Origin of the sequence: Kluyvera sp. Awk 3, from assembly GCF_028069715.1 — a bacterium.
Taxonomy (GTDB): domain Bacteria; phylum Pseudomonadota; class Gammaproteobacteria; order Enterobacterales; family Enterobacteriaceae; genus Kluyvera; species Kluyvera georgiana_A.
Genome location: NZ_JANEWH010000002.1, coordinates 59,181 through 77,341, shown reverse-complemented (window position 1 = coordinate 77,341; position 18,161 = coordinate 59,181). Strand labels below are relative to the sequence as shown.

The 18,161-nt window shown below is 56.2% G+C and carries 18 protein-coding genes; 7 read left to right on the top strand and 11 right to left on the bottom strand.

Going from position 1 to position 18,161, the window contains the following annotated elements; genetic code table 11:
- Positions 1-2 precede the first annotated feature (2 nt).
- Positions 3-350 (bottom strand): copper-binding protein, encoded by a 348-nt coding sequence (locus NNN71_RS01205; RefSeq protein WP_419057156.1) that lies wholly within the window; start codon positions 348-350, stop codon positions 3-5.
- Positions 351-370: 20 nt separating this feature from the next.
- Positions 371-1,753: a Cu(I)/Ag(I) efflux RND transporter outer membrane protein gene (locus NNN71_RS01200; RefSeq protein ID WP_271457695.1), complete on the bottom strand. Its 1,383-nt coding sequence runs from the start codon at positions 1,751-1,753 to the stop codon at positions 371-373.
- Between the two features lie 509 nt (positions 1,754-2,262).
- Between NNN71_RS01200 and NNN71_RS01195 the strand changes: the two genes are divergently transcribed.
- The 3 genes from NNN71_RS01195 (at position 2,263) to NNN71_RS01185 (ending at position 5,749) form a co-directional block, all read left to right on the top strand.
- Positions 2,263-3,549, top strand: coding sequence for an ABC transporter substrate-binding protein (locus NNN71_RS01195; protein WP_271457694.1), 1,287 nt, complete (start codon positions 2,263-2,265; stop codon positions 3,547-3,549).
- Between the two features lie 90 nt (positions 3,550-3,639).
- Entirely contained in the window at positions 3,640-4,323 is a 684-nt protein-coding gene (locus NNN71_RS01190) for a copper/silver response regulator transcription factor (RefSeq protein ID WP_163447810.1), read from the top strand.
- Positions 4,313-5,749, top strand: coding sequence for a Cu(+)/Ag(+) sensor histidine kinase (locus NNN71_RS01185; RefSeq protein WP_271457693.1), 1,437 nt, complete (start codon positions 4,313-4,315; stop codon positions 5,747-5,749). Before NNN71_RS01190 ends, NNN71_RS01185 begins: the two co-directional genes overlap by 11 nt.
- On the opposite strand, the gene NNN71_RS01180 is transcribed toward NNN71_RS01185, so the two are convergent.
- Complete coding sequence (locus NNN71_RS01180; RefSeq protein WP_163447808.1) at positions 5,746-6,171, bottom strand: YhbP family protein; 426 nt, start codon at positions 6,169-6,171, stop codon at positions 5,746-5,748. The two genes, NNN71_RS01185 and NNN71_RS01180, sit on opposite strands and share 4 nt — an antisense overlap.
- A 54-nt stretch (positions 6,172-6,225) precedes the next feature.
- Here NNN71_RS01180 and NNN71_RS01175 point away from each other — a divergent pair, with 54 nt between their 5' ends.
- The gene (locus NNN71_RS01175; RefSeq protein WP_064542008.1) at positions 6,226-6,510 is read left to right on the top strand and encodes a GIY-YIG nuclease family protein; all 285 of its coding nucleotides are present in this window, start codon (positions 6,226-6,228) and stop codon (positions 6,508-6,510) included.
- Here NNN71_RS01175 and NNN71_RS01170 read toward each other — a convergent pair.
- Entirely contained in the window at positions 6,497-7,000 is a 504-nt protein-coding gene (locus NNN71_RS01170) for a GNAT family N-acetyltransferase (RefSeq protein WP_249022697.1), read from the bottom strand. The two genes, NNN71_RS01175 and NNN71_RS01170, sit on opposite strands and share 14 nt — an antisense overlap.
- Positions 6,994-7,518 carry a ubiquinone anaerobic biosynthesis accessory factor UbiT gene (gene ubiT, locus NNN71_RS01165; protein WP_064542003.1) on the bottom strand — a complete coding sequence of 175 codons (525 nt, stop codon included), beginning with the start codon at positions 7,516-7,518 and terminating at the stop codon, positions 6,994-6,996. Before ubiT ends, NNN71_RS01170 begins: the two co-directional genes overlap by 7 nt.
- Positions 7,519-7,737: 219 nt before the next feature.
- Here ubiT and ubiU point away from each other — a divergent pair, with 219 nt between their 5' ends.
- The 3 genes from ubiU to NNN71_RS01150 all read left to right on the top strand — a co-directional run bounded on the left by ubiU (position 7,738) and on the right by NNN71_RS01150 (position 10,762).
- Entirely contained in the window at positions 7,738-8,733 is a 996-nt protein-coding gene (ubiU, locus tag NNN71_RS01160) for a ubiquinone anaerobic biosynthesis protein UbiU (RefSeq protein WP_065356142.1), read from the top strand.
- Positions 8,734-8,741: 8 nt separating this feature from the next.
- Positions 8,742-9,620 carry a U32 family peptidase gene (locus NNN71_RS01155; protein WP_271457692.1) on the top strand — a complete coding sequence of 293 codons (879 nt, stop codon included), beginning with the start codon at positions 8,742-8,744 and terminating at the stop codon, positions 9,618-9,620.
- A 134-nt stretch (positions 9,621-9,754) separates the two neighbouring features.
- A complete protein-coding gene (locus NNN71_RS01150) occupies positions 9,755-10,762 on the top strand; it encodes a luciferase-like monooxygenase (protein WP_163447799.1) in 1,008 nt (335 codons plus the stop codon).
- 112 nt (positions 10,763-10,874) lie between these two features.
- On the opposite strand, the gene mtr is transcribed toward NNN71_RS01150, so the two are convergent.
- The 6 genes from mtr to rpsO all read right to left on the bottom strand — a co-directional run bounded on the left by mtr (position 10,875) and on the right by rpsO (position 18,148).
- Positions 10,875-12,119 carry a tryptophan permease gene (gene mtr / locus NNN71_RS01145; protein ID WP_271457691.1) on the bottom strand — a complete coding sequence of 415 codons (1,245 nt, stop codon included), beginning with the start codon at positions 12,117-12,119 and terminating at the stop codon, positions 10,875-10,877.
- A 145-nt stretch (positions 12,120-12,264) separates the two neighbouring features.
- Complete coding sequence (locus NNN71_RS01140) at positions 12,265-14,211, bottom strand: DEAD/DEAH family ATP-dependent RNA helicase (protein ID WP_163447797.1); 1,947 nt, start codon at positions 14,209-14,211, stop codon at positions 12,265-12,267.
- Positions 14,204-14,284 carry a protein YrbN gene (gene yrbN, locus NNN71_RS01135; protein ID WP_100249910.1) on the bottom strand — a complete coding sequence of 27 codons (81 nt, stop codon included), beginning with the start codon at positions 14,282-14,284 and terminating at the stop codon, positions 14,204-14,206. Before yrbN ends, NNN71_RS01140 begins: the two co-directional genes overlap by 8 nt.
- 105 nt (positions 14,285-14,389) lie before the next feature.
- Positions 14,390-15,274: a lipoprotein NlpI gene (nlpI, locus tag NNN71_RS01130; protein WP_185667823.1), complete on the bottom strand. Its 885-nt coding sequence runs from the start codon at positions 15,272-15,274 to the stop codon at positions 14,390-14,392.
- Between the two features lie 111 nt (positions 15,275-15,385).
- Positions 15,386-17,521: a polyribonucleotide nucleotidyltransferase gene (pnp, locus tag NNN71_RS01125; RefSeq protein WP_163447795.1), complete on the bottom strand. Its 2,136-nt coding sequence runs from the start codon at positions 17,519-17,521 to the stop codon at positions 15,386-15,388.
- Between the two features lie 357 nt (positions 17,522-17,878).
- Positions 17,879-18,148, bottom strand: coding sequence for a 30S ribosomal protein S15 (gene rpsO, locus NNN71_RS01120; RefSeq protein WP_035891092.1), 270 nt, complete (start codon positions 18,146-18,148; stop codon positions 17,879-17,881).
- Positions 18,149-18,161: the final 13 nt, after the last annotated feature.

The window sequence follows — 18,161 nt, the reverse complement described above, 5'->3', positions numbered from 1 at the left end:
CATCAGCGCGTTTTAATGTCCTGAAGAAGGGAGATATTCCCCTGCTGGATGAAGCTGAAATCCACGCGGCTGCCCTCTTTGAGCTGCTCAATCGCTGGCGTCGGTTCGCTGTAGGTAAAACGCATGGTCATCGCAGGCCAGTTAACTTCCGCGATCGCCTCATGTTCAATGGTGATTTTCTTCGCCTGGGTATCAATCAACTTCACGATGCCGGTGCCTTTAATCACCGCCGGTTTCGCGCTCATGTCCATCATTTGTCCATGCCCGTCATGCTGCATTTCCGCCGCCTGAACGTTCATCGCCATGACCATAAAAATACCGCCGAGCAGAGTAGTGAATTGACGCATAATTGAAGACTCCTGAATAAGGGTTAAGCTTTCCAGCCGCCACCAAGGGCGGTGAATAAATTTATTTCGTTGACCTGTTGGGAATAAATCAAATCGAGAATGGCCTGCTGCGTGGCGAATATTGAACGCTCGGCATCGAGCACTTCGATATAGCTCACCGCACCGCTGGCATATAACGCGCGCGCGCGTTGTAAGGTAATTTGCAGCGAAGCTAAATAACGCTGCTGGGCCACGAATTGCCCCTGAAGGCTGTCGCGCAGCGAGAGCGCATCCGCCACCTCTTTAAAGGCCGCCTGAATTTTCTGCTCGTAGGTCACCACCGCCTGGCGCTGCTTCACGTTTGCCAGCGCCAGATTGGCTTCATTACGCCCGGCGTTGAAAATCGGCAGGTCGACCTTTGGCACAAAGCTCCACATGCCGCTCGCCGCGTTAAACAGGCTGGAAAGCGCCGAGCTGCTGGTCGAGACGCCGCTGGTCAGAGTGATGGAGGGGAAGAACGCCGCGCGGGCGACGCCGATATTGGCGTCGGCGGCGCGCAGTTGGTGCTCGGCCTCCATAATATCCGGGCGCTGTAGCAGAATGGTCGACGGTAGATTGGCCGGCAGCGGTAGCGGGTTCAGCGCGTCACTCTGCACGCTGTCGCTCAGCGGCGTGCTGTAGGTACCCAGCAGTTGCTGCAATAAATGGTTAGCCTGCGCCAGTTCGCCTTCCCGTTTAGCGATATCGGCGCGGGTGCTTTCAATCACGCCGCGCGCCTGTTCAAGAGCCAGCACGTTGGTACTGCCGGTCACCAGCTGTTGCTCGACGAAGCCGTAGGACTGCTGATAATTTCGCAGCGTCTCTTTGGCAATGGCCAACTGCTCGGCCAGGCGGCGCTGATTAAAATAGGCCTGCGAAACGTTGGTCACCACCACAATCTGCGCGGCGCGCTGGGCCGCCTGGCTGGCGAATACGTTCTGCCTGTCGGCTTCGCTCATGTTTTTCAGCTTGCCGAAAAAGTCCAGCTCGTAGCTCAGGTTCAGCCCTACGTCATAGCTTTTATCCGTGGCGTCGCGGCCCTGCAGGTCGCCTTTATAGCTCGCGCTGGAGGCGCTATCCAACTGAGGATAGCGCCCGGCATCGGTCACGTTGTACTGCGCGCGCGCGGCTTCAACGTTGAGCATCGCCATACGCAGATCGCGGTTGTTACGGAGCGCTACGTCGATTAACCGCTTTGCCTGCGGGTCGACAAAAAAGGTTTGCCAGCCGGTCTCCTGCCAGCTGCCGCCGGTCGCCACCAGCGTGCCCGCAGACAGCGAAAATTGTTGGGGAACGATATTTTCAGGCTGCTGGTAATCCGGCGCCAGCGAGGTACATCCGGCCAGCATAAACGCCATCAGCAGCGTCAAAGGTTTTACTTTCAACATGTCACGTCCTGTTTGGCCGAATCAGAAGGGCTGGCCTGGTGACTACCTTACGGGAGTGACTCTGTTGGTAACCTGACAGGATAATGACAAAGTTGTCATTTAAGGCAGGGAATAACGTGATCCGCCCGGCGAAAATCCGCGCGGAAAAGCTGCATCGGTTTTTACGAACGTTAAAAAAGCAAATATCGGCGGGGAGAAATTAACCGTGATCACATTTAATCCATAATATGCCAGAACGCTCACAAATTAATGGCCGGGTTAAGGCTAAGCGCTATTTTCCGAAAAACAGCAATATCAACATTTTCACTGGGTTATATTTTCCCGCGAATATTTTCGTTTATTTTCCCTGTGAGATGCCCCGCATAACCACGCGATATTGACCGGTTAGCCATAATAGAACGTTGTTTCATACAAATAGCACTCCTATCATCGTTTCGTTTTCCTTTTCACCAATCCTTACCTCTGTTCAGGGATGAAAATAATACCTATCGCAAAACCGGAGTCTCTCTATGAAATTCAGAACAAAAGCGCTTGGTTTAGCCTTGTTATGTGCCCTTTCACAAAATGCCTTCAGCGAACAGCTCGACGTCTGGATACGTGCCAGCAATGATTCAAAAGTGATTTATCAAAAGCTCGCCGACCAGTTCCAGAAAGAGACCGGGATTTCCATCAAGTACTTCAACGCCGTGACCGACTTTGACCAGCGTCTGGCGCGCGCGGCAACCGGCAACGCGCTGCCGGACGTAGTCTTCAACGACGCGATTATCGTGGGTCAGATGGTGCAACTGGGGATTGTCGATGAAATTAAACCGAGCGAGTTGAAAGGCGGTGGCGATATTTACGACGCGGCCTGGAAATCGGCTCAGCAACCGGACGGTAAATACTACGGCGTCCCCACCTCAGCACACACTTACGCGCTGTTTATTCGCCAGGACTGGCTCAACAAGCTTAACCTGAAAGCGCCCGGCAACTGGGATGAACTGAAAAAAGTGGCCCAGGCCTTTACTCATGACGACCCGGACGGCAACGGTAAAAACGATACCTACGGTTTCACCATGCCGCTGGCCACCACCCGTGGCTATGCCAGCTCGTTTTCCTCCTCATATCTCTGGCAGGCGGGCGCGAACTACTTAGTCGCCACTCAACCGGGGAAATTTAAAGCCGCGCTCGATAGCAAAGAGATGGTCACCGCCATGGAATTTATGCGCGGCATGGTGTGCGAGGGGCTGGCGCAGCCGGGCGCGATCAACCACACCACCGCCGATGCCAACACCGCCTTCCGTTCCGGGCAAACCGGTATGTACTCCTCCGGCCCGTACCATATTGCGCTGTTTGATAAAGATCCGGGTAAAGAGACCTACACCGTGGTGCCGCCACCGGCAGGCCCTGGCGGCGCGATCTCCATGGCGGAAGGGACCACCGCGTTCCTGATGAAAACCAGCCAGCGCAAAGCGGCGGCGAAAAAATTCCTTGAGTTTCTGATCTCGCCGGAAGGCCAGAAGATCGGTATGGCAACCGACAGCACCTCAATGCCGATCGTCCGCTTGCCGGTAAACAAAACGCTGAATATCAAAGATTATCATGACGATCCACGTTGGGAAGTGTTCGCCGACACCTACGCGAAGAACGGTCGTTACATGCCGCAGATCCCCAACTGGATCCCGGTACGGCAAATTACCGCCGATGGCTTTAACAAAATTTACGCCAGCTGCGACGGTGATATTCCAGCGATGCTCAAAGAGATCAACGGCAAGGTTAACGCGGAGCTGAAGCGGCAAAACGCGTGGGCGGAGTAACCCCGACAAGGCGTATTTCGCTCGTGGTTCTTCCGTCATCCCCCACTCCTCATTAGAATGGCCCCATCACACAGCGGCGACGGAGGGCGCGTGAAAATTCTGGTGGTGGAAGACGAGGTCAAAACCGGGGAGTACCTGTGTAAGGGGCTGACGGAGGCGGGCTTTGTGGTGGATCGCGCCGACAACGGCCTCAACGGTTATCACCTGGCGATGACCGGCGATTACGATCTGCTGGTTCTGGATATCATGCTGCCGGACGTCAACGGCTGGGACATCGTGCGCATGCTGCGCTCCGCTGGCAAAGGTATGCCGATCCTGTTGCTGACCGCGCTGGGCACCATTGAGCATCGGGTGAAAGGGCTGGAGCTGGGCGCCGACGATTATCTGGTGAAACCGTTCGCTTTCGCCGAGCTGCTGGCGCGTGTGCGTACCCTGCTGCGTCGTGGCGCGGCAACGATCGTCGAGAGCCAGTTTCAGATGGCCGACCTCACGCTCGATCTGGTTTCGCGTAAAGTCACCCGCGGCAATACGCGCATCACTTTGACCAGTAAGGAATTTACCCTGCTGGAATTTTTCCTGCGCCACCCGGGAGAAGTGCTGCCGCGCTCGCTGATCGCTTCGCAGGTGTGGGACATGAATTTCGACAGCGACACCAACGTGATCGACGTCGCCGTCAAACGCCTGCGCGCCAGAATCGATAACGACTTTACGCCTAAGCTGATTCATACCGTGCGCGGCGTCGGCTACGTGCTTGAGGTTCGCGATGAAGGCTAGCCTGCGCCGCCCGTTCTCGCTGGCGACCCGCCTGACCTTTTTTATCAGCCTGGCGACGATCGTCGCTTTTGCCGCCTTTACCGGCATTATGCTGCACTCGGTGGAAAAACATTTCGCCGAGCAGGACGTCAGCGACCTGAAGCAGGTCAACGCCACGCTCAACGCGCTGCTGACCGCGCCGGAAACCTCCGATGCGGAAAAAATGGCCAATATCGGCAGCGTGCTGGCGGGCTACCGTAATACCGCCGTGCTGGTGAGCACGCGCGATAACCCACAGCTTTACCGCTCCCCTGGAGGGCCGGATCTGTCGCCGATCCTCTCCGGCGCGCATTTCGCCGACGAGCTTAAGAGCGAACAGATGTTCCGCTGGACCGGCAGCGGTATGCGTCAGATGGCAGAGCACGGCGGTGACGCCAGCCACGCCACCACTTATCGGGTGATTGCGTCCACGGTGCGCGCGCACGACCAGACCTACACGCTGCTGACCGCGCTGTCGATCGACTTTCACCTTCACTATCTCGATCAACTCAAGCGCAATCTGATGATGATCGCGACCGTCATCAGCCTGCTGATTATTGTGATCGTGCTGATCGCCGTGCGTAAAGGCCACCAGCCGCTGCGCGACGTCAGCATGGCGATCAAAAACATCACCTCGGAAAATCTCGACGTGCGGTTGGATCCCAACTGCGTACCGATCGAGCTGGAACAGCTGGTGATCTCGTTTAACCAGATGATCGGCCGGATCGAGGACGTGTTCCGCCGCCAGGCCAATTTCTCCGCCGATATCGCCCATGAGATGCGCACGCCGATCACCAACCTGGTCACCCAGACCGAGATCGCGCTGAGCCAGCCGCGTACGGTGAAGGAGCTGGAAGATGTGCTCTACTCCAGCCTGGAAGAGTACAACCGGATGGCGAAAATGGTCAGCGATATGCTGTTTCTGGCGCAGGCGGATGAAAACCTGCTGATCCCCGAGCGCGTGCCGCTGGATCTGCAAAGCGAAACGCTCAAAGTGTTTGAGTTCTTTGAAGCATGGGCCGAAGAACGCGAAGTGAAGCTCTGTTTCGTCGGGCAGTCGTCGCTGATATCAGGCGATCCGCTGATGATTCGTCGGGCGATCAACAACCTGTTGTCTAACGCGATCCGCTATACCCCGCGAGGGATGTCGGTCACCGTGCAGGTTGGCGAGATTGACGAACGCGTGGAGTATCGCGTTGAAAATCCCGGTACGCCGATCGCAGCGGAACATCTGCCACGTTTGTTCGATCGTTTTTATCGGGTCGATCCGTCACGGCAGCGTAAAGGTGAAAACAGCGGGATCGGGCTGGCGATCGTGAAGTCGATCGTGCGGGCGCATGGCGGGAAAATCAGCGTGACATCTGACTCCGTTGCCACGCGCTTTATCATTGAGCTACCGCGGCTTTAGTCGCGGAGCCAGTGCAGCTTCTTGCCGAAGCCCAGGGTGTTGTCGGTAAACTTCAGCTCGTCGAGACGAATCTCCCACACCGGAGCGGGAAGCATGCGGGCTACCGGGAAACGGCGGACATACAGCGCGCGCTTTTCATCGGCCTCTTCACCTTCCAACAGACGGATTTCGCCTTTGAACTGCACGCCGCGAATCAGCGCCACCGTTTTGGGCTGGCCGTTTACCGTTCCCGCCACCGGGGCCTGCTTGCCGGTCATCTGCCCGTGGCGCGTGGTCTCTTCGCTCAACAGGTAGAACGCCACGCGCTGCGGGTCATAGACGTAGAACGCGTTGGCGCACCACAGCTCGCCTTCACTCGCCACGCACCAGCCAACAACGTGTTGTTTCGCCAGCCAGCGGCTAATGGTTGCCAGGGTTTCCATCTGTTCTCTCCGTTATGCTATGGTGCGTGCACCTACACAGACAGGTTGGCACACGTGCGTTGGTTTCTTTATCTCGTCCGCACTGAGGACGACAAATTGTACACCGGTATCACCACCGATGTTGAACGGCGATTTCACCAGCATCAGAGCGGCAAAGGGGCGAAAGCGCTGCGCGGCAAAGGCGCGCTGCAGCTAGCGTTTTCCGGTGAAGTGGGCGAGCACTCGCTGGCGCTACGCCTGGAGTATCGCATCAAGCAGCTAACGAAGCGCCAGAAAGAGCGCCTCGTCGCAGGTGACGGTTCATTTGAAACGTTACGGGACAGCCTTAAACACGATTAAAGTGGTCGGAATACTCCACCAGACCGTGTACGCCGTTTAACGCATCGTCAGCCAGACGATGGACCATAAACGCCTCTTCGGTGCCCGGCCAGCGACAGCGCAAATCGTATTGTGCCGCAGGTTCAAAGCCGAAACGGCCATACAGCGCCGGTTCGCCCAGCGTCACAACCGCCGCATAGCCAAACTCGTTCAGCGAATCCAGACCTTCGTAGACCATCTGACGCGCCAATCCCTGACCGCGGTAGGCTTCGTCAACCGCCAGCGGCGCCAGCCCCACCCACTGTAGCTCTTCGCCTTCGATGCTGACCGGGCTAAATGCCACATAGCCCACAACGTGGCCTTCATCGTCAGTGGCCACCAACCCGAGCGTAATCAGGCCGTCTTCACGCAGCTCGCGCACCAGATTGGCTTCGCTATCACGGTTGAAGGTCCGACGCAGCAGCGCGTCAATGCCCGGGGCATCAATTCCAATTTCTACTCGAATCAGCATGGCTCACCTACCGATGTATGTTTGGTTTCTGATGGTGATTTTAGGCCAGCCTCAACGAAATCAGCCAGCTGCATCAGCATCACGCGCAGCGCTTTTGGCATCTGCTCAAGCTCGATGGCATCCATCAGATTTTTGACATAGAGACCCAGCTCCGTATCCCCTTCAATCACCAGTCGACGCTGGAAGAAGAGGGTATCCGGGTCCTGTTTGCGCGCAGCGATCATCAGCAGGTCGCTGGCATCCGCGCTGAAGCTCACGTCGGCCTGGGCCGCGTCGCTCACAATAAGCCGTTCATTCTCAACGGAAGTGAACCACTTCAGGCCAATGTCGCGCACTTCAATACTCAACCAACGGCCTTCCAGAAAATCCAGTTCGCCGTCATTCAGCGCCTGACGGAACTGCCAGCTTAATACCTGCTGCAACACCTGGCGTTTAAGGGCGAACGGCGTCAATTTTACCGGAACGCTCATTAAACTCGGAGCAACATGAACCAGACGTGAACGCAGTTTATCCAACACAAGCTTTACTCCCTGAATGCAATAGTTCCGTTATTTTGCCATATCAGATAAACGACATAGCGGCGTAAATCAACAATTATGTCGTGAGGCCGAGGGATTATTGGCGCAATCAATACGCTTTTGTCTGCCTCAAATCAAAAATGATTAGCGTTAGGTTAACTAAAATTCCCATTCATTAACAATAATGCGCCCTGCTGGGCCGCTAACTCAGGAAGAATTATGGAGTTGCTCTGCCCTGCCGGAAACCTCCCGGCGCTTAAGGCGGCTATCGAAAACGGTGCCGATGCGGTGTATATCGGGCTGAAGGACGATACCAACGCCCGCCACTTCGCTGGCCTGAACTTTACCGAAAAGAAACTGCAGGAAGCCGTGAGCTTCGTGCATCAGCATGGCCGTAAACTGCATATCGCGATTAACACCTTCGCTCACCCGGATGGCTACGTACGCTGGCAGCGCGCCGTAGACATGGCCGCGCAACTGGGCGCCGACGCGCTGATTCTCGCCGACCTCGCTATGCTTGAGTATGCCGCAGAACGTTATCCGCATATTGAGCGCCATGTCTCCGTTCAGGCATCCGCAACCAACGAAGAGGCGATTAATTTTTATCATCGCAACTTTGACGTCGCCCGCGTGGTGTTGCCGCGCGTGCTTTCTATTCATCAGGTGAAGCAGCTAGCCCGCGTCACCCCGGTGCCGCTGGAAGTGTTCGCCTTTGGTAGCCTGTGCATTATGGCTGAAGGTCGCTGCTATCTCTCTTCTTACCTGACCGGCGAGTCGCCGAATACCGTGGGTGCCTGCTCACCGGCGCGCTACGTGCGCTGGCAGCAAACGCCACAGGGGCTGGAATCTCGCCTTAACGAAGTGCTGATCGACCGCTATCAGGACGGTGAAAACGCGGGCTACCCGACGCTGTGCAAAGGCCGCTATATGGTCGACGGCGAGCGCTATCACGCGCTGGAAGAACCCACCAGCCTCAATACGCTGGAGCTGCTGCCGGAACTGCTGGCGGCGAACATCGCCTCCGTGAAAATCGAAGGCCGTCAGCGCAGCCCGGCATACGTCAGCCAGGTCGCGAAAGTCTGGCGTCAGGCTATCGACCGCTGCATGGCTGACCCGCAAAACTTCGTCCCGCAGGCCGCGTGGATGGACACTCTCGGTTCGATGTCCGAAGGCACCCAAACCACCCTCGGCGCGTATCACCGTAAATGGCAGTAGGAATTCCCATGAAATATTCATTAGGGCCAGTGCTTTACTACTGGTCAAAAGAGACGCTGGAAGATTTCTACCAGCAGGCCGCCACCAGCAGCGCCGACACCATTTATCTGGGCGAAGCGGTGTGCAGCAAGCGCCGCGCCACCAAAGTCGGCGACTGGCTGGATATGGCGAAAACGCTGGCCGCTAGCGGCAAGCAGGTGGTGCTCTCCACCCTCGCGCTGGTGCAGGCGTCGTCCGAGCTAGGTGAACTCAAGCGCTACGTTGAGAACGGTGATTTTCTGGTGGAAGCCAGCGATCTTGGGGTCGTGAATCTGTGTGCCGAACGTAAGCTGCCGTTCGTGGCGGGCCATGCGCTGAACTGCTATAACGCCGTGACGCTGCGCCTGCTGCAAAAGCAGGGCATGATGCGCTGGTGTATGCCGGTGGAACTGTCCCGCGACTGGCTGGTCAATCTGCTCAACCAGTGTGAAGAGCTGGGTATCCGCGATAAGTTTGAAGTTGAGGTGCTAAGCTACGGCCATCTGCCGCTCGCCTACTCCGCCCGCTGCTTTACCGCGCGCTCGGAAGACAAACCCAAAGACGAGTGCGAAACCTGCTGCATCAAGTACCCGAACGGGCGCAGCATGCTGTCGCAGGAGAATCAGCAGGTGTTCGTGCTCAACGGCATTCAGACCATGAGCGGCTACGTTTACAACCTTGGCAACGAGCTAACGTCCATGCACGGACTGGTGGATATGGTGCGCTTGTCGCCGATGGGTAACGAGACGTTTGCCATGCTCGAGGCCTTCCACGCCAACGAGAACGGCGGCGCACCGCTGCCGTTAACCGCCAACAGCGACTGTAACGGCTACTGGAAGCGTCTGGCCGGGCTGGAATTGCAGGCCTGATAAAACCGCTCACTTTGTTAACAACAGTGGTCAGATTTTAATGCATTATTAAAGATGCAGCTTTTCTGGCCGGGTGCGCCCGGTTGGAACAAGACCTTCAATCTGATGACTATGCTGTAGCAAAGTGAGCCTTTATGACTGACAAAACCGTTGCTTTCTCGGTGCTCGATCTGGCGCCGATCCCCCAGGGTTCCTCAGCGCGAGAAGCCTTCTCCCATTCGCTCGACCTCGCCCAGCTCGCTGAAAAGCGCGGCTACCACCGCTATTGGCTGGCCGAACACCACAACATGGTGGGCATCGCCAGCGCGGCGACTTCGGTGCTGATTGGCTATCTGGCCGCCAACACTACCACCCTGCACCTCGGTTCCGGCGGCGTCATGCTGCCCAACCACTCGCCGCTGGTGATCGCTGAGCAGTTCGGCACGCTCAATACGCTGTATCCCGGACGTATCGATCTCGGCCTTGGCCGCGCGCCGGGCAGCGATCAGCCCACTATGCGAGCGCTGCGCCGTCATATGAGTGGCGATATCGATAACTTCCCGCGCGATGTGGCGGAACTGGTGGACTGGTTCGACGCGGTCGACCCTAACCCGCAGGTGCGCCCGGTTCCTGGCTACGGCGAGAAAATTCCGGTGTGGCTGCTTGGCTCCAGCCTGTATGGCGCGCAGCTCGCCGCACAGCTCGGCCTGCCGTTTGCCTTCGCCTCGCACTTCGCGCCGGATATGCTGTTCCAGGCGCTGCATCTCTACCGCACGAACTTCAAGCCATCGGCACGGCTGGAAAAACCGTACGCAATGGTGTGCATCAACATTATTGCCGCCGACAGTAACCGCGACGCGGAATTCCTCTTCACCTCCATGCAGCAGGCATTCACCAGGCTGCGTCGCGGGGAGACCGGACAGTTGCCAGCACCGATTCAGCAGATGGAGCATTTCTGGTCGCCGTCTGAGAAATACGGCGTCGACCAGGCGTTACGGATGTCACTGGTGGGCGATAAGGCGAAGGTGCGCCACGGGCTAGAGTCCATTCTGCGCGAAACGCAGGCGGATGAGATTATGGTCAACGGGCAGATTTTCGATCATCAGGCGCGGCTGCATTCGTTTGACCTGGCGATGGATGTGAAGCAGGAATTGTTGGGGTAGTGCGGTTTATTCCCCTCACCCCGCCCTCTCCCCAAAGGGGCGAGGGGGAAAACCGCACCGAGCTGTCCCCTCTCCCCCATGGGGAGAGGGTTAGGGTGAGGGGACAAACGCCTTACTGATAAACCGGCAGCAGGTTAAAGCTCGACAGCACATGCACCAGCGCGTTACCCACGCCAAACACCAGAATCAGCGCAATCATCGGCTTGCCGCCCCAGACGCGGAATTTCGGGCTACCGAAGCGCTTACGCGATTTACGCGCCAGCAGCGCCGGCACAATTGCCGCCCAGATGGTTGCCGCCAGACCCGCATAGCCAATGGCGTACAGGAAACCGTTCGGCCACAGCAGGCCACCGATAATCGGCGGCAGGAAGGTCAGTAGCGCGGTCTTGAAACGCCCCCGCGCGGAATCGTCGAAGCCGAACAGGTCTGCCAGGTAATCAAACAGGCCGAGCGTTACGCCGAGGAAGGAGCTGGCCACCGCAAAGTTAGAAAACACCACCAGCAGAAGATCCAGGCCACGGCTGTTCAGTACGCCGCTTAACGCCTGCACCAGCACATCAATGTTACCGCCCTTCTGGGCAATGCCGATAAATTCTGGACGCGGGATGTTACCCATCGTGCCCAGTAACCAAACGGTATAGAGCACCAGCGCCAGCAACGTTCCGTACACCAGACACTTCACGATGGTGCGCGGATCTTTACCGTAATACTTCATCAGGCTCGGTACGTTACCGTGATAACCGAACGACGCCAGGCAGAATGGCAACGTCATCAGCAGGTAAGGCGTATAGCTGGCGTGGCTTTCGGCAACGTTAAACAGCGTGGCGGGCGTTACGTGGCCCATCAGGCTACCGAAGGTCAGGAAGAAGGTAATCACCTTCGCACCCAGTACGATGGCCGTCATGCGGCTCACCGCTTTAGTACTCAACCAGACAACAAACGCCACCAGCAGCGCGAAGCCAAAGCCTGCTGCTCGTGCCGGCACGTTCAGCGACATCTCGGCAAAGGTGTGGTGCAGAATCGAGCCGCTCGCCGAAATATAGGCGTAGGTCAGGATGTAGAGCACAAAGGCAATAGAGATGCCGTTTACCACGTTCCAGCCTTTGCCCAGCAGGTCTTTGGTGATGGTGTCAAAACTGGAACCAATACGGTAGTTCAGGTTCGCTTCAAGGATCATCAGCCCGGAGTGCAGCATGCAGAACCAGGTAAACACCAGCGCCGCCATCGACCAGAAGAACCACGCACCGGACATGACCACCGGCAGGGAGAACATTCCTGCGCCAATGATGGTGCCGCCGATGATCACCACGCCGCCAAGCAGCGAAGGTGACGTTTGGGTGGTGGTTAGTGTCGCCATACAGCCTTTTCTCCAGTGAATAATTTTGCTACTGCATTTTAATATGTTGCACTGTACCAGTACACGAGTACAAAGGAAATAAAAAAAGCCCCAATCATGACGATCGGGGCTGTATATTTTACTTTACGCTTTTAAGCCGTCTGGCTTATGCGTCACCGCCGAAACGGCGACGACCTGCGGAGTCGTCACGACGCGGCGCAGCATCATCACGGCGCGGGCCACGGCTGCCTTCACGACGTTCGCCGCTGAAACGACGACCATCACCACGACCACCTTCGCGACGCTCGCCACCGAAGCTACGGCCGCCTTCACGACGCTCACCGCCGAAGCTACGACCACCTTCGCGACGTTCGCCGCCGAAGCTGCGACCGCTACGCTCTGGGCGTGGCTGGGCATCACCGATCAGCTGCATGTTCATCGGCTTGTTCAGGATGCGGGTGCGAGTAAAGTGCTGCAGTACTTCGCCCGGCATGCCTTTCGGCAGTTCGATGGTGGAGTGGGTACCGAACAGTTTGATGTTACCGATGTAACGGCTGCTGATATCGCCTTCGTTAGCAATCGCGCCCACGATATGACGAACTTCAACGCCGTCATCACGGCCCACTTCAATGCGGTACAGCTCCATATCGCCAACGTCACGACGTTCGCGCTTCGGACGATCTTCACGGTCGCCACGGTCACGCGGACCACGATCGTTGCGATCGCCACGACGCTCAAAGCGATCGTCACGGTCACGGAACTCACGTTTCGGACGCATCGGCGCATCTGGCGGAACGATCAGAGAACGTTCGCCCTGTGCCATTTTCAGCAGCGCAGCGGCCAGCGTTTCCATATCCAGCTCTTCGCCTTCTGCGGTCGGCTGAATTTTAGCCAGCAGGCCACGGTACAGATCCAGATCGCTGCTTTCCAGCTGCTGCTGTACTTTGGCGGCGAATTTTTCCAGACGGCGTTTGCCCAGCAGTTCTGCGTTCGGCAGTTCCACTTCCGGAATGGTCAGCTTCATGGTGCGTTCGATGTTACGCAGCAGGCGACGCTCGCGGTTCTCAACGAACAGCAGCGCACGGCCCGCACGGCCCGCACGACCGGTACGGCCGATACGGTGAACGTAAGACTCGGAGTCCATCGGGATGTCATAGTTCACAACCAGGCTGATACGTTCTACGTCCAGACCACGTGCTGCCACGTCGGTTGCAATCAGGATATCCAGACGACCGTCTTTCAGACGCTCCAGAGTCTGCTCACGCAGGGCCTGGTTCATATCACCGTTCAGCGCAGCGCTGTTGTAGCCATTGCGCTCCAGCGCTTCTGCTACTTCCAGGGTCGCGTTTTTGGTGCGTACGAAGATAATCGCCGCATCAAAGTCTTCCGCTTCCAGGAAACGCACCAGCGCTTCATTCTTACGCATGCCGTACACAGACCAGTAGCTCTGGCTGATGTCCGGGCGAGTGGTGACGCTGGACTGAATGCGTACTTCCTGCGGCTCTTTCATAAAGCGGCGGGTAATGCGACGAATCGCTTCCGGCATGGTGGCGGAGAACAGCGCGGTCTGATGACCTTCCGGGATCTGCGCCATAATGGTTTCAACGTCTTCGATAAAGCCCATGCGCAGCATTTCATCTGCTTCATCCAGCACCAGGCCGCTCAGCTTAGAGAGGTCCAGGGTACCGCGCTTCAGGTGGTCCAGCAGACGACCCGGGGTACCGACAACGATTTGCGGCCCTTGACGCAGGGCGCGCAGCTGCACGTCATAACGCTGGCCGCCGTACAGGGCAACCACGTTTACGCCGCGCATATGTTTAGAGAAATCCGTCATTGCTTCAGCTACCTGAACCGCCAGTTCGCGGGTCGGTGCCAGCACCAGAATCTGTGGCGCTTTCAGCTCAGGATCAAGATTGTTCAGCAGCGGCAGAGAGAACGCCGCCGTTTTACCGCTACCAGTCTGGGCCATGCCCAGCACGTCACGACCAGAAAGCAGGTGTGGGATACACTCAGCCTGGATCGGAGATGGTTTTTCGTAACCCAGATCGTTAAGGGCTTCAAGGATAGGAGCCTTCAGGCCCAGATCTGCAAAAGTGGTTTCGAATTCAGCCATGTAGTACAAGTGCCTCGATATTAATGGCGGCCAGTCTACATAACTCATCATGAAATTGATCTGCAATTTTCATTGAAAAGTGTGAACCGGCTCAAAGTAGGTGTATTAACGAACAACAACGCCCTCACCCGCGAAGGTGATGGCAATCAAAAAGATTACGGGCTGATGTAGTCGTCAGCTATTGCTGGTCCGATTCTGCCAGGTCATCTTGGTCCTGGCCCAGGAGCGATAATTCCAACAATGCGTATCGGTGCTCAACGTAGTTATGTACGTTGTTGGCAACCGCCAGTTTGAACAGTGCCGTAGCGCTGTCCTTGTCCCCAAGACTTAGGTAATACTTACCTAAATAGAAGTTGGTTTCACTGAGATGCTCAGCGAGCGAGGTGTTATCCGTTGCGTCCGCCTTCAGGCGCTCCATTAACGTTTTTTCGTCAATGTTGCCTAAGTAGAACTCGACAATGTTCCATCCCCATTGTTCTTTATCCGATTTGTCGAAGCGTTGCTTCAACGCATCTTTCGCCTGCTTCTCATCGAGCTTCTGCTCAGCGAGATAAAGCCACAGACTGCGGAAAGGATCATTGGGATCGTCTTGATAAAACGCCAGCAGATCATCTTGCGCTAACTTCGCACGGCCACCGTAATAAAGCGCGATGCCGCGGTTCAAGTGCGCATAATTGTAAGTTGGATCAAGCTCAAGTACAGAATCAAACGCTTCATAGGCAGCATCAAAATTGCCTGCCTGCGTTAAATAAATGCCTAAGTAATTGAATACTTCAGGCATATCAGGTCGGATAGCCAGCGCTTGTGAAAAATCATTTCGCGCTAATGCCCTCAGACCGAGACTATCATACAACACTCCGCGCTCATATAAAAGCTGTGCGCGTTCGTCATCGGTTAAAGCCCGACTGGCAAGAATTTGTTCCATGCGTGCCAGGATTACTTCCTGCTGTAACGTCGGTTGCAATGGCACCGCGAGGACTTCACTTTTACGCCAGGCAGAGTTGCTACATCCTGCCAGCGTGAGTGCTGTCGCCACGAAACACCAGCGCAAAAAAGGCTTCATTTCCCACTCCCGAAGACAACAATTGGATGAACGTCCTGTCCCCCGCATGCAAACAAGGCATCCAGCCAGCGAAATGTGCCCTCCGCAAACGCGGAGGGCAAAAGGCAAACCTTACTCGCCTTGTTCCGCTGCCGGAGCTTCCGGTGCGGCGGCAGGCTGAGACTGCTCGGTTGCTTCTTTAATGCTCAGACGGATACGGCCCTGACGGTCAACTTCCAGAACCTTAACCGGTACTTCCTGGTTCATCTGCAGGTAGTCGGTCACTTTCTCAACGCGCTTGTCAGCGATCTGAGAGATGTGTACCAGACCTTCTTTACCGCCGCCGATGGCCACGAAGGCACCGAAATCAACGATACGGGTCACTTTACCATTGTAGATACGACCCACTTCGATTTCTGCGGTGATCTCTTCGATACGACGGATAGCGTGTTTCGCTTTCTCGCCGTCAGTCGCTGCGATCTTCACAGTACCGTCATCTTCGATTTCAATGGTGGTGCCGGTTTCTTCGGTCAGGGCACGGATAACAGAACCGCCTTTACCGATAACGTCTTTGATCTTGTCCGGATTGATCTTGATGGTGTGGATACGCGGAGCGAACTGAGAAATATCACCGCGCGGCGCGTTAATCGCCTGTTCCATCACGCCCAGGATGTGCAGACGGGCACCTTTAGCCTGGTTCAGCGCAACCTGCATGATCTCTTTGGTGATACCTTCAATTTTGATATCCATCTGCAGTGCAGAGATACCGTCGCGGGAACCCGCCACTTTGAAGTCCATATCGCCCAGGTGGTCTTCGTCGCCCAGGATGTCAGACAGAACAACAAAGTTGTCGCCTTCTTTCACCAGACCCATCGCGATGCCCGCAACGGCTGCTTTGATTGGCACGCCTGCGTCCATCAGCGCCAGGGAAGCGCCACATACGGAAGCCATAGAGGAAGAACCGTTAGATTCGGTGATTTCAGAAACCACACGAACGGTGTACGGGAACTTGTCGCCTTCCGGCATCACTGCCAGCACGCCGCGCTTCGCCAGACGACCGTGACCAATTTCACGACGCTTCGGAGAACCGACCATGCCGGTTTCGCCTACGGAGTACGGAGGGAAGTTGTAGTGGAACAGGAAGTTGTCAGTACGCTCGCCCATCAGTTCATCAAGAACCTGCGCGTCACGTGCGGTACCCAGGGTCGCGGTAACCAGCGCCTGCGTTTCACCACGGGTGAACAGCGCAGAACCGTGAGTACGCGGCAGAACGCCGGTGCGTACGTCCAGACCACGGATCATGTCTTTTTCGCGGCCATCGATACGCGGCTCGCCTGCCAGTACGCGGCTACGAACAACGTTTTTCTCGATAGCGTGCAGGATTTCGCCCAGCTCGTTAGCGTCCAGGGTTTCGTCTTCCGCCACCAGAGTCGCGATGGTTTCAGATTTGATCACGTCAACCTGAGCATAACGCTCTTGTTTGTCGGTGATGCGGTAAGCGTCGCTCAGGCGAGATTCTGCCAGCGCAGCCACGCGCGCGTTCAGCGCTTCGTTAACGGCTTCCGGCTGCCAATCCCAACGCGGTTTACCCGCTTGTTTAACCAGCTCGTTGATCTCTTTGATGACGATCTGCTGCTGTTCGTGACCGAATACAACAGCGCCCAGCATGGTGTCTTCGCTCAGCAGTTCTGCTTCAGATTCAACCATCAGTACGGCAGCTTCGGTACCGGCAACCACCAGATCCAGCTTGCTTTCTTTCAGCTCGTCCTGAGTCGGGTTCAGCACGTACTGGTCATTGATGTAACCTACGCGCGCAGCACCGATTGGGCCGTTGAACGGAATACCGGACAGGGACAGCGCAGCAGATGCGCCAATCATGGCAACGATGTCTGGGTTAACCTGCGGGTTAACGGAAACAACGGTCGCGATAACCTGAACTTCGTTAACGAAGCCTTCCGGGAACAGCGGACGAACCGGGCGGTCAATCAGACGCGCGATCAAGGTTTCGCCTTCGCTTGGACGGCCTTCACGACGGAAGAAGCTACCCGGGATACGGCCAGCAGCGTAGGTACGCTCCTGATAGTTAACGGTCAGCGGGAAGAAGTCCTGGCCTGGTTTCGCTTTTTTCTGACCCACAACGGTAACGAATACCGCGGTGTCATCCATGCTAACCATCACGGCGGCAGTTGCCTGGCGCGCCATCATGCCGGTTTCCAGCGTTACGGTGTGTTGGCCGTACTGGAACTTACGAACGATCGGATTAAGCAAAATTCTATCCTTTCTTAATGAGTGGCGGCACACCCCTTGGCGTGCCGACCGATGAAACCGATCTTCTTTGCATCCTCGCGACTAATGACAACCCTAACCCGACGCCGGGTAAAGCCTCTCATTAGCCGCGCGAACCTCTGCAACGAAGAATATGTACAACAACAATACATTATACCCGTTATCTTTCAAAATACTGCTGTGTTGGTAATTTCAGCTCAATTTTGTCTCAACAAGATGCAGACAAGCAGGATTACCAGAACGCCAGACAGCGTCTTACGGGCAAACTTTCTTATAAATGACGGTCGTCCGGTGGAAAAAAGGGGCCATAAAGGCCCCTCTTTCTGAAACTCGCTAGAATTAGCGACGCAGACCCAGACGCTCGATCAGCGCGGTGTAGCGTGCAACATCTTTACGTTTCAGGTAGTCGAGCAGTTTACGACGCTGAGAAACCATGCGCAGCAGACCACGACGGCTGTGGTGATCTTTTTTGTGCTCTGCAAAGTGACCCTGCAGGTGGTTGATCTGTGCAGTCAGCAGTGCAACCTGAACTTCGGTAGAACCGCTGTCGTTCGCGCCACGACCGAACTCAGAAACGATTTGTGCTTTAGCTTCAACGCTTAGAGACATTTTGAACTCCAAA